The organism is Variovorax sp. GW821-FHT09D04 (assembly GCF_059416405.1).
Genome location: NZ_JBWKPA010000021.1, coordinates 1 through 11,492, shown reverse-complemented (window position 1 = coordinate 11,492; position 11,492 = coordinate 1). Strand labels below are relative to the sequence as shown.

12 protein-coding genes are annotated in these 11,492 nt (G+C 68.8%); 4 read left to right on the top strand and 8 right to left on the bottom strand.

Annotated elements, in window-relative coordinates:
• Positions 1-54: 54 nt before the first annotated feature.
• Genes AC07O4_RS31425 through AC07O4_RS31410 form a run of 4 tightly spaced genes read left to right on the top strand, consistent with a single transcriptional unit; the run spans position 55 to position 3,767 of the window.
• The gene (locus AC07O4_RS31425; RefSeq protein ID WP_062476570.1) at positions 55-516 is read left to right on the top strand and encodes a type II 3-dehydroquinate dehydratase; all 462 of its coding nucleotides are present in this window, start codon (positions 55-57) and stop codon (positions 514-516) included.
• Positions 513-1,079 (top strand): TRAP transporter small permease, encoded by a 567-nt coding sequence (locus AC07O4_RS31420; RefSeq protein ID WP_062476567.1) that lies wholly within the window; start codon positions 513-515, stop codon positions 1,077-1,079. The genes AC07O4_RS31425 and AC07O4_RS31420 overlap by 4 nt, the downstream gene beginning before the upstream one ends.
• Positions 1,076-2,356, top strand: coding sequence for a TRAP transporter large permease (locus AC07O4_RS31415; RefSeq protein WP_062476564.1), 1,281 nt, complete (start codon positions 1,076-1,078; stop codon positions 2,354-2,356). Before AC07O4_RS31420 ends, AC07O4_RS31415 begins: the two co-directional genes overlap by 4 nt.
• Before the next feature lie 4 nt (positions 2,357-2,360).
• Positions 2,361-3,767 carry an ELWxxDGT repeat protein gene (locus tag AC07O4_RS31410; protein ID WP_495306615.1) on the top strand — a complete coding sequence of 469 codons (1,407 nt, stop codon included), beginning with the start codon at positions 2,361-2,363 and terminating at the stop codon, positions 3,765-3,767.
• Here the strand turns inward: AC07O4_RS31410 and AC07O4_RS31405 are convergent.
• The 8 genes from AC07O4_RS31405 to AC07O4_RS31370 all read right to left on the bottom strand — a co-directional run bounded on the left by AC07O4_RS31405 (position 3,748) and on the right by AC07O4_RS31370 (position 11,319).
• Complete coding sequence (locus tag AC07O4_RS31405) at positions 3,748-4,680, bottom strand: alpha/beta fold hydrolase (protein ID WP_495306614.1); 933 nt, start codon at positions 4,678-4,680, stop codon at positions 3,748-3,750. The two genes, AC07O4_RS31410 and AC07O4_RS31405, sit on opposite strands and share 20 nt — an antisense overlap.
• Positions 4,681-4,692: 12 nt before the next feature.
• Positions 4,693-5,895: a pyrroloquinoline quinone biosynthesis protein PqqE gene (gene pqqE, locus AC07O4_RS31400; protein ID WP_495306613.1), complete on the bottom strand. Its 1,203-nt coding sequence runs from the start codon at positions 5,893-5,895 to the stop codon at positions 4,693-4,695.
• The gene (gene pqqD / locus AC07O4_RS31395) at positions 5,840-6,109 is read right to left on the bottom strand and encodes a pyrroloquinoline quinone biosynthesis peptide chaperone PqqD (protein WP_062481654.1); all 270 of its coding nucleotides are present in this window, start codon (positions 6,107-6,109) and stop codon (positions 5,840-5,842) included. Before pqqD ends, pqqE begins: the two co-directional genes overlap by 56 nt.
• Entirely contained in the window at positions 6,106-6,843 is a 738-nt protein-coding gene (gene pqqC / locus AC07O4_RS31390) for a pyrroloquinoline-quinone synthase PqqC (RefSeq protein WP_495306612.1), read from the bottom strand. The genes pqqD and pqqC overlap by 4 nt, the downstream gene beginning before the upstream one ends.
• Before the next feature lie 4 nt (positions 6,844-6,847).
• Positions 6,848-7,768, bottom strand: coding sequence for a pyrroloquinoline quinone biosynthesis protein PqqB (gene pqqB, locus AC07O4_RS31385; protein WP_495306611.1), 921 nt, complete (start codon positions 7,766-7,768; stop codon positions 6,848-6,850).
• A 58-nt stretch (positions 7,769-7,826) separates the two neighbouring features.
• Positions 7,827-7,901 carry a pyrroloquinoline quinone precursor peptide PqqA gene (pqqA, locus tag AC07O4_RS31380; RefSeq protein ID WP_013539171.1) on the bottom strand — a complete coding sequence of 25 codons (75 nt, stop codon included), beginning with the start codon at positions 7,899-7,901 and terminating at the stop codon, positions 7,827-7,829.
• Positions 7,902-7,937: 36 nt separating this feature from the next.
• Positions 7,938-10,163, bottom strand: a complete 2,226-nt coding sequence (locus AC07O4_RS31375; RefSeq protein ID WP_495306610.1) for an outer membrane protein assembly factor BamB family protein — start codon at positions 10,161-10,163, stop codon at positions 7,938-7,940.
• Positions 10,164-10,257: 94 nt separating this feature from the next.
• Positions 10,258-11,319 (bottom strand): ThuA domain-containing protein, encoded by a 1,062-nt coding sequence (locus AC07O4_RS31370; RefSeq protein ID WP_495306609.1) that lies wholly within the window; start codon positions 11,317-11,319, stop codon positions 10,258-10,260.
• Positions 11,320-11,492 lie beyond the last annotated feature (173 nt).

The window sequence follows — 11,492 nt, the reverse complement described above, 5'->3', positions numbered from 1 at the left end:
CTGCGCATCCGCAAGTAAGTCAGCAAGCCAGCCCGTCCCTCACCGAAGCTCCCCATGAAGATCCTCGTTCTCCACGGCCCCAACCTCAACCTGTTCGGTCGCCGCGAACCGCACATCTACGGCAAGACCACGCTCGCCGAGATCAACGCGCAGCTGCAGGCCCTCGCCGGCGAACTCGGCGTGACGCTGGACACCATCCAGTCGAACCACGAAGGCGACCTGATCGACTTCCTGCACACCCACATCGACGATGCGCAGGGCGCGCTGGTGAACCCGGCCGGCCTCACGCAGCACGGCGTGCCGCTGCACGACGCGATCAAGGCCATGCCGTTCCCGACCATCGAGGTCCACATGTCCAACATCGCCGCGCGCGAAGCATGGCGTGCGCATTCGATCATTTCGCCGGCGGTGAAGGGCACGGTCCAGGGCCTGGGCCCGCTGTCGTACCTGGCCGCGTTGCGCGCGCTGGTCGACATGCAGCGCCAGGCGCAGGCGCAAGCACAGGCCTCCGCATGACCCGCTGGCTCGACCGGTGCTGCACCGGCATCGAGGCGCTGATCGCGGCCGCGCTCGCGGTCATGGTCGTGCTCGTGTTCGGCAACGTGGTGCTGCGCTACGGCTTCAACTCGGGCATCACGGTGTCCGAGGAAATCTCGCGCTGGCTCTTCATCTGGATGACCTTCCTGGGCGCCGTGGTGGCACTGAAGGAGCACGGCCACCTGGGTGTGGACATGGTGGTGCAGAAGCTGCCCCCCATCGGCAAGAAGATCTGCCTGGCCGTCGGCCATGCAGTCATGCTCTACATCGTCTGGCTGCTGCTGCAGGGCAGCATCGCGCAGGCGCGCATCAACTGGGACGTGACGGCGCCCGTCACCGGCGCGTCGATGGCCATCGTCTACGCCGCGGGCATCGTGTTCTCGGTGCTGGCCGGGCTCATCCTGGCGCTCGACCTGCTGCGCCTGCTCACGGGCCGCATCGCCGACCATGAACTGGTGATGGTGCAGGAGTCGGAAGAAGCGGTGCAGCTGCAGCAGATCCTGGGTTCGCAAGACGCCAAGGAACCGGGGGCACGGCCATGACCATCGCTGTTTTCGTCGGCTCGCTGCTGCTCGCCATGGCGATGGGCATTCCCATCGCCTTCTCGCTGCTGGCCAGCGGCGTGGCGCTGATGTGGCACCTCGACCTGTTCGACGCGCAGATCCTCACGCAGAACGTGATCGGCGGCGCCGACAGCTTTCCGCTGCTGGCCGTGCCCTTCTTCATGCTCGCGGGCGAGATCATGAACGTGGGCGGGCTGTCCAAGCGCATCGTCGACTTCGCGCTCGCGCTGGTCGGCCATGTGAAGGGCGGCCTGGGCTACGTGACCATCATGGCCGGCTGCCTGCTGTCGGCGCTCTCGGGTTCGGCCGTGGCCGACGCCGCCGCGCTCACCGCGCTGCTGCTGCCGATGATGGTGCGCGCGGGCCACGACAAGCCGCGCGCGGCCGGCCTCATTGCGGCCACCGGCGTGATCGGCCCCGTGATCCCGCCGAGCATCGGCCTGGTGATCTTCGGCGTGGCGGCCAACGTGTCGATCTCCAAGCTGTTTCTCGCGGCGATCGTGCCGGGGCTGCTGATCGGCGGCGCGCTGTGGATCACCTGGGCCTGGCTGGTGCGGCGCGAAAAGATCGTGCCACCGCCGCGCAAGTCGTCGGCCGAGATTGCCGCCGCCTTCCGCAACGCGCTGTGGGCGCTGATGCTGCCGGTGATCATCCTCGTGGGCCTGCGCATGGGCGTGTTCACGCCCACCGAGGCCGCGGTGGTGGCCGCCGTGTATGCGCTCTTCGTGTCGACGGTGGTGTACCGCGAGATCACCTGGAAGGACCTGTACGCCATCTTCGTGAGCGCGGCCAAGACCAGCGCCATCGTGATGTTCCTGATCGCCGCGGCGATGGTGAGCGCCTGGCTCATCACGGTGGCCGACCTGCCCTCCAAGATCGTGGGCATGCTGCAGCCGTTCATGGGCAACCAGATGCTGCTCATGATCGCGATCATGGTGCTCGTGATGGTGGTGGGTACGGCGATGGACATGACGCCCACCATCCTCATCCTCACGCCGGTGCTCATGCCCGTGGTGAAGGCGGCCGGCATCGATCCCGTGTACTTCGGCGTGCTGTTCATCATCAACAACTCGATCGGTCTCGTCACGCCGCCGGTGGGCACGGTGCTCAACGTGGTGGCCGGCGTCGGCAAGATCTCGATGGACGACGTCACGCGCGGCGTGGTGCCGTTCATGCTGGCCGAGTTCGCGATCCTGTTCGTGATGGTGGCGTTTCCGCAGCTGGTGATCGTGCCGGCGCGGTGGTTCGGGGGCTGAGCCGATGCGCGCCGTTTTCCTCACCGCACTCGCCCTGCTCACCGCCCTGCCCGCCGCTGCACAAGACCCCGAACGCGAAGTGCTGCCCGAGCAGCGCCAGCGGCTGGCCTTCATCGCGCCCTCCGGCCTCGCGCCGCTGGGCAGCGGCAAGATGGTCTTCAGCGCCTTCCATGTCACGACGGGCCAGGAGCTGTGGGTCACCGACGGCAGCAACGCCGGCACCACCCTGTTGAAAGACATCCGGCCGGGCTTCCGGGGGTCGTTCCCTGCCGGTCAGGTCGCGTTCAAGGGCCACGTCTACACCACGGCCACCGACGGCGCGAGCGGGCTCGAGCTCTGGCGCACCGACGGCACCGCCGCCGGCACGACGCAGGTGATCGACCTGCGCCCCGGCGAGGAAGGCGCGATGCCCAACGAGCTGACCGTGTTCCGCGACGCGCTCTACTTCGTGGCCGACGACGGCCAGTCCGGCTTCCAGGTGTGGAAGACCACGGGCGATGCGAAGGGCACCACGCGCGTGTCCGCCGTCGACGCCGGGCCGCGCGCCCTCACCCGCCAGCTCACCGTGGCCGGCCCGCGCCTGTTCTTCACGGCGACCACGCGCACGCACGGCCACGAACTCTGGGTGACCGACGGCACGCCCGAGCACACGCGCCTCGTGAAGGACATCCGCCCGGGCCTCGAGGACGCGGGCATCCAGAACCTCACGGCCGTGGGCAACGACCTCTACTTCACCGCGCACGACGGCGAACACGGCGCCGAACTGTGGAAGAGCGACGGCACCGCACACGGCACGCAGCTGGTGAAGAACCTGCGCCCGGGCGCCGCACCCTCGCGGCCGACGCACCTGGCAGTGCTGGGCCGCACGCTGTACTTCTCGGCCGACGACGGCGTGCACGGCATCGAGCTGTGGAAGACTGACGGCACCGCGAAGGGCACAGTGCTGGTGAAGGACATCCGCCCCGGCCCGAGCGGCTCCATGTCGAGCGCGATCGCCGTGATGGGCGGCAAGCTCTACTTCGCCGCGACCGACGGCGTGTCGGGCGCGGAGCTATGGCGCAGCGACGGCACGGCGGCGGGCACGGTGCGCGTGAAGGACATCGCACCGGGCGCGGAGAATGGCTCGCCAGCGCGCTTCGCCGTCATCGGCGCGCGCCTGTGGTTCGCGGCGAACGGCGGCGGTGGCCGGGGCGTCGAGCCGTGGACCAGCGACGGAACGCCGGCCGGCACGCGCGCCGTGGCCGACCTCGCCGCCGGCGAACGTCACGCCATGCCGCTGGGCTTTCGCACGCTGGGCGACGCCGTGCTCTTCGTGGCCGACGACGGCCATGGCAACGACCGCCTGTGGTCGCACCGCAGGGACGGCAAGGTGACATTGATCGGCGATCCGCTCAAGGAGCGGCTGCGCTGACACCGAAGGCCTGCGTGGCCGCGTAGTCGCGCAAGGCCTGCTGCATGGCCGCGGCAATGGCGGGGTGCGTCGGGTCGTGGCCTGCGCCCTGCGCCCACTGCAGCGGCGCACCCAACACCTGCGCCAGTGCCTGCGCGCCCTCGGGCGGACACAGCGCGTCCTGCGTGCCATGCACGATCAACGTGGGCACGGCAGGCAACGCGGCGCAGCGCTGCAACAACGAGGGCGCATCGAGCCAGCAGCCGTGCCGCAGGTAGTCGCTCTGCACGCGGTAGCGCGCCACGAGCCGCGGCAGCATTGCTTCGTCGATCGGCGACGCGGCGCCGCCGGTGGCGAGACGCTGTTCCCAATCGAACCAGTGGCGCGTCAGCTCGCACTGCCGCGCCCAGGTGCCGTGCGCGAAGACTTCGGCGATCGGCACCGTCACCGGGCATTGCCTGCGGCTGGCCTCGTCCCACAGTGCGCGCCATGCGGGGCCATCGTGCTGCAGGGCCCCGGCGAAGAGCGCGTGGATGTCGCCCGGACGCGCGAGGAACACGTTGCGCAACAGCAGGCCCGCGACGGCCTCCGGTGCGTCGAGCGCATGCATCAGCGCCAGCGTGGCGCCCCACGAGCCGCCCACCACCAGCCATCGATCGATGCGCAGGTGCGCGCGCAGCAGACGCAGATCGGCCAGCAGATCGGCGAGCGTGTTGTGCTCAATCGATCCTGTGGGGGTGCTGAGGCCCGAGCCGCGCTGGTCGGGGCAGACGATGCGGTAATGCGCCGGATCAAAGTCCCGGCGCAACAGCGGCGAGCTGCCCGAGCCTGGCCCGCCATGCAGCACCACCACGGGCAGGCCCGCCGGATTGCCGTGCTCCTCGACGTGCATCACATGCCCGCCGTCCAGAGGCAGGCGATGGGTGATCGTCATTGGCGCGTGTTCTCAGCTCAGCGCGTTCGCGTCGGTGCGAAAGACGAGGTCGCCCGCACGCCGCGCGCCCGGCACGAAGCGGATCGGCGTGCCATGGTCGCGCGGATCACCCGCCGCCTTGACCATCGCCTCCACCTCCTCATGCCGCGGACTCTTCGGACACACCGGGTCCGTGGCCGCCGCGTCGCCGGTCAGCAGGAAGGCCTGGCAGCGACAGCCGCCATGGTCCTTCTCCTTGTCGTCGCAGCTCTGGCAGGTGCTGCTCATCCAGCCCGTGCCACGGTAGGCGCCGAAGGCCGGGCTCTCCTGCCAGATGCTGCGGATGCTGTGCTCGCGCACATTGGGAAAGTCGAGCCCGGGCAGCATGCGCGCGCTGTGGCACGGCAGCGCCACGCCGTCGGGTGCGACCACGAGGAACACGCTGCCCCACCCCGCCATGCAGGGCTTGGGCTTGCCTTCTGCGTAGTCGGGCACCACCCAGAGGATCTTCATGCGGCCGTCCAGGCGCGGGCGGTGGGTTTCTACCACCGCTTCGGCCGTGGCCAGCATGTCGCGCGAGGGCATCAACATCTCGCGGTTGCGCCAGGCCCAGCCGTAGTACTGCACGTTCGCGAGTTCGAGAAAGTCGGCTTCCATCGCCTCGGCCATCTCGATGATCCGGCCCACGTGCGGCAGGTTGTAGCGGTGCATCACGCAGTTCAGCACCATCGGGTAGCCGAGGTCCTTGATGGTGCGGGCCACGCGCTGCTTGAGGTCGAAGGTCTTCGTGGAGCTGAGGAAGTCGTTGAGCTCGCGGCTCGAATCCTGGAACGACAGCTGGATGTGGTCCAGCCCCGCGCGCTTCAACGTCTCGGCGCGCTGCGGCGTGAGACCCACGCCCGAGGTGATCAGGTTGGTATAGAAGCCGAGCTCGTGCGCCGCCGCGACCAGCTCCGGCAGGTCGTCGCGCAGCAGCGGCTCGCCGCCCGAGAAGCCCAGCTGCACCGCGCCCATCGCACGTGCCTCGCGGAACACGCGAATCCATTCGGCCGTGTCCAGCTCCTCGCGGTAGCGCGTGTAGTCGACCGGGTTGGAGCAGAAGGCGCAGTGCAGTGGACAGCGGTAGGTCAGCTCGGCCAGCAGCCACAGGGGCGGCTTGGCCACGGCGCGGGGTTGCACCTCAGCGAATCCAGTGGCGTCCACGGGCCTGCTCCAGGAATTCGAGCACGTCGGCATGCAGGTCGCTCTCGCCGAAGGTGCGCTCCAGGTCGGCCACAAGCGCGGCCACCGAGGTCTTGCCGTCGCAGCGCTGGAGTATCTCGGCCGCCGGCCCGTTCAGCTTGATCATGCCCTCGGGGAACAGCAGCACGTGGCACTGCTGCGCCTCTTCCCACTGCATGCGGTAGATCGAGGTGAGCGCCGGCTGGGCATCGTCGGTCCATGCGGTCATGGCTGCTGGTCTTTCGGAAGGTCGTCGGGGTAGGCCTTCTCGATCGCGTCGAGCATGGCCCAGAGGATGTCGAGCTTGAAGCCCAGGATGTGCAGCGCACGCAGCTGCCGCTCGCGCGTGGGGCACCATTGCATCGCCACTTCGAGGCCGTGCTCGACGTCGCGGTCGGCCAGCGGAATGCGGCTGCGAAAGTAGTCCAGGCCCGAGGTGTCGATCCACGGGTAGTGCGTGGGCCAGCCCGCGAGCCGGTCTTTGTGGATGCGCGGCGCGAACATCTCGGTGAGCGAGGAGATCACCGCCTCCTGCCACGGCGCCGTGCGCGCGAAGTTCACGTACGCATCGACCGCGAAGCGCACGCCGGGCACGACGAGCGCGTGCGACTCGAGCACCTCGCGCGCCAGGCCGGTGGCGATGCCCAGGCGGGTCCAGATCTCGATGCCGCCCGCGTTGGCGCCTTCATGGTCGCCGTGCCCGTCGTGGTCGAGCATGCGCACCACCCAGCGCCGGCGCGTGGCGCGGTCGTCGCAGTTGGACAGAACGGCAGCGTCCTTCACCGGGATGCGGCACTGGTAGTAGAAGCGGTTCGCCACCCAGCCGCGCACCTGGAAGGGCTGCAGCTCGCCCGCGTTGAGCCGGCGATTGAACGGGTGGTGGCTGTGGTAGCGCGACTCCATGGCGCGCAACCTCGCTTCGAACTCCTGCGGGGACCATGGGCCTTGTGTCTCTTGGGTCACGTGTTCAGATCTCCAGGGCCATGCCGTCGAACGCGACCTCGATGCCGCGGCGCACGAGCTGCGCGCGCTGTGGCCCGTCTTCGTCCAGGATGGGGTTGCTGTTGTTGATGTGGATGAGCACCTTGCGCCGCGCCGCGCAGGCGTCGAGCGCTTTCAGCATGCCGGGGCCGTGCGGCCCGTCGCATTGCGGCAGGTGGCCCATGTCGGCCGCGTGCTTCTTGCCGAGCCCGGCCGCGACCATTTCGTCCTCGGTCCAGAAGGTGCCGTCGACGAGCACGCAGTCGCAGGCATCGAGGCTGCGGCGCTCGGCCTCGCCGACCTGCGCCAGGCCCGGCGCGTAGAGCACGCGCTTGCCGGTGGCGGGGTCTTCGATGAGCACCGCGGCGTTCTCGCTGCGCGCCTCGGTCTGGCGGCGCGGCGAATACGGCGGCGCCTTGCCCGGCACCGGCACGGCCTGCAGCCGCAGCCCGGCGATGTCGTGCCAGGCACCGCCGCCGGGCTCGAGCGACAACGGGTGCCAGGTCACGCCGCAGTAGCTGTCGAGCGTGCGCAGCAGCGGCAGGCTGCCGCTGAGGTCGTCATGGGCCTCGGGCGTGCAGTACAGCTGCAGCCGCTGCCCTTCGCGCAGGCTCAGCAGGCCTGCGACGTGGTCGATTTGAGAGTCCATCAGCACCACCGCCTCGATCGGCGAATGGCGCAGGCCGTGGCGCGGCCACAGGGCCGGCGAGGCGCGCAGTTGCGCGCCGAGGTCGGGGGAGGCATTCAGCAGAATCCAGCGTTCGCCATCGGCCGACACGGCGATCGAACTCTGCGTGCGGGGCGTGGCCCGCACCTGCCCGCTTCGCTGGCCGGCGCACAGGCGGCAATTGCAATTCCATTGAGGGAAGCCACCGCCCGCTCCCGAACCCAGCACCAGAATCTTCATGGGGGCCCAACAAAAAAACACGGCACCGGCGCAAGGCCGGTGCCGTGGGTCTGCGCGCTCAGCGAGCGGAGATGTACATCGTGATTTCGAAACCGAAACGCATTTCTTCAAACTCAGGCTTGCACCATTTCATCGCATTGCTCCTTCAGTGGTTGGGGTTGAGGACATATCAATAGACGACGATCTTTCCCGTCGGGCGCGGGCTATGGCAGTCGTTGTAAAAGTATTCGCCCGGCGTGTCAAAGGTGTGGGTCTGCGACTGGCCCGGGTTCAGCCTGAAATTGAACCGCCCTTCGAAGAACTGCGTGGCGCAGTGGGTGTTGGCGTTGGCTGCGGGGTTGGTGAAGGTCACGGCGGTGTTGACAGGCACGCGCATGAAGGTCGGCGTCATGGCGTTGACGGCCGTCGATTCGGTCGCACCCGGCTCGTTCGCCGCCGTTTGCACGCGCGCCAGGAACACGGTGTTCGGCGTCGGCAGTGCCGCGCCCTCCACCGCCGCGCCCGACACGGGCCGACGCACCACCGGCGGTGTCGGCGTGGCGGCCGCGGTCACCGCGCCGCCGACCTTGAAGGCCCACAGCCGGTCGCCGCGCGGGGCCGAGTCGCCGTACGGAATGCTGGTGCCGCCCGAGAACACCGCGATGTACTGCTCGCCATCGATCTCGTAGGAGACCGGGCTCGCGCTGATCGCCGCGCCGGTCTGGAAGCGCCACAGCTCGGTGCCGTCCTGCGCATCGAGCGCCAGCAGGTTGCCGTCGGGCTGCCCGATGAACAGCAGGTCGGAGGCCGTGCTCAGGATGCCGTTGCCGTGCGCCACCGAGTACGGCAGCGGCTTCTTCCACTTGACGAGGTTGGTGCTCGGGTCCACCGCCACGACCGCGCCGGTCATGTAGGTGCCCGGCGGACGCAGGCCGTTGCTCGACTCGCTGAGCGAGTGCGCCGCCGACACGTAGCCCATGCCCGTATAGACCAGGCCCGTGCGCTGGCTGAAGGACTGGTGGTTCCAGTTGGCACCGCCGCCATGACCCGGAATGGACAGGATCGGCACATCCCAGTGCGCGTCGTACAGGCAGCCCTTCGTGTAGTTGGGCACCGCGCGGTTGGGGTCGCCTGGAATCGCCGTGCCCAGCGGCTGGTCGACGATGCAGGTCTCGGTCCAGGCGCCCTGGCGCGGCAGGGGCTGCGTGGGCCAGCTGGCCTGGCGGGCGTCCTGCTTCACGGGCACTTCGTCAATGCCCAGCGGCGCGCTGCCGTCCTTGCGATCGAGGATGTAGTACATGCCCGTCTTGCTGCCGTAGATGACGACCTTGCGGTCCTTGCCGTCGATCTTCACGTCGGCGAGCACGGGCGACATCACGTTGTCCATGTCCCAGATGTCGTGGTGCACCGACTGGAAGTGCCACTTGTATTCGCCGCTCTTCAGGTCGAGCGCGACGATGGAGTTGGCGAACAGGTTCTGGCCCGGGCGCGAGGAGCCGTCCTGCGACGAGCCGCCGCGCACGTTGCCGAAGGTCCAGTACACCAGGCCCAGCTCGGGATCGACCGCGGGATGGATCCACGGCGTGGCGCCGGTACGTGCCGTGTCGGGGGCGCCGCCCCAGGTGTCGTAGCCCAGCTCGCCCGCGCGGGGCACGCCCCAGAAGGTGGTCAGTACCTTGCCGGTGAGTGCGTCGGCAGAGAACGCGGCGCCGCGGTTGCCATCGTTGGTGCCCAGGTACAGGCGCTTGTCGTGGTAGACCAGCGCGACCTTCTGCAGCGCGCCCTTGTAGTCGGGATCGGTGCTGCTGGTCGGGTACTGCTTGATCCACTCGACGGCGCCGCTGTCGGTGCGCAGCGCCACGAGGCGATTGCCGGTGGCCACGGTGAACACCAGGCCCAGGTCTTTGGCGACGGCCACGCCGCGGCGGGTGATGCTGCCGTAGGGCGTGGTCCACTTCCACTTCGTCACGCCGGTCTTGCCGTCCACCGCGACCACGTTGCCCAGTGCGGACTCGATGTAGAGCACGCCGTCGACGACGACGGTGGTGCTCTGGTTGTTGCCGGTGGTCATGCCGCCTTCGATCTGGTTGACCCAGGCGCCGCCCAGTTGCGTGACCAGGCCCTTGTTGATCTTGCGCAGGCTCGAATAGTTCTGGTTGCCCAGGTTGCCGCCGACCTTCGGAAAGTCCTTGTCGCCGGCGGTGCAGCAGTCCGACAGGTCGGCCGCGGGCGCGGCGGCGGCCGGTGGCGATGCGGGCGGCGGTGTGCCGGCAGACGGCGACGGCGCAGGGGCCGGCACGACGGGCAGCACGGGCGTGCCGCCACCGCCGCTGGAGCCGCCGCAGGCGGTGATCAGCAACGGCGATGCAAGCACGCCGCACGAGATCAGCAGCGTGACCAATGATTTTTTCTTCATGGATGTCTCTACTCGGTGAACGTTGGAACAGGGATGTTCGAAACGACCGGTGGCGCGCACACGGCGCCGCACCGGCCCCGGGAGGTCGTCGTCGTTACTCGGTGGTGCAGAAAGGTGTCAGCCCCATCGCCGACTTCACGCCTTGCACGACGAGCTTCTGGAACTCGATGGCGCCCACGCCCGACAGGTCGGCGGTGAACGAGTGCGCGTTGTGCCCGAGGGTCGTGAGCCATGCGCGACCGCCGTCGTAGTACTGGCACCAGGCGACCGGATGGAAATCGGCGTGACCGGGATGCGGCGCGGAGGTGAGCGGCTTCAGCGTCGAGGTGTCGACCTTGGCCAGGAACTTCACCTTCGTCGGGAAGGGCATCAGGTTGTACCACTCGTCCTGGAACGAGAAGCGCTTGGGCACGTCCTTCGTCGAAGGGTCGTCCGAGACGATCTCGACATCGCCCGCGCGGTTCGGTCCGTGGTTGTAGAAGTTCGCGTTGCCCAGCAGGCCTTCGTAGTAGGGCCAGTTGTATTCCGCGCCGAAGGCGTTGTGCAGGCCGACGAAGCCGCCGCCGCGGCGCATGTAGTTGCGCAGTGCGGTGCGCGCGGCGTCCTGGCTGGTGCTCACCGCGCCGTTCCACAAGGTGTCGCGGTTCGAGCTCGCGAAGATGATCGCCTTGTAGTTGTTGATGCGGCTGCCCAGCACGGCCACGTCCTCGGTCCAGTCGACCGTGATGCCCTCGGCCGACAGCATGCGCACGAGGCCTGCCTGCATCACGTTGTCGGTGTTCATCGCCGGGTTCAGGCCGGCCGCCATCGGCGTGCCGAGCACGGCATGGCGCGGGCCGGCGGTGCGCGAGTAGATCAGCACGCGGTCGGGCGTGCTGGCGAAGGCGCCCCAGTCGTTGTAGCACTTGGGGTTGGTGCCGCGGCAGACGTTGTAGTACTCGTCGAAGCTGTCGTCGACCTCGGCCACCGGCTCGGTGGGCGTTGCCGGCACTTCGTCGGTCGGCGCGGGCGGCGGTGCCGATGCAGCAGGCGCAGGCGCCACGGGCAGGATCGGCAAGGCCGCGCCGCCGCCGTCGCCTCCACCGCAGGCAGTCAATGCCAGCGCGAGCGCGGCGGCCGATGCAAGTCCGAAGGGAATGGATCTGGGATGTGTCAACGGAGTCTCCTCTTGGTGGTCAATGGCGGAATCGGACGGGCGCACGCGCCCAGCACGTGTCGCTGCGCCGCGGGTGGCGGCAGGCGCAGACGTGGGAGTGACGGAAATTGCCGGCGGGAACGAGGAAAGAATTCGTCGTCAGCCGTGGGGGCGCGCTACTTGCGGATGCGTGC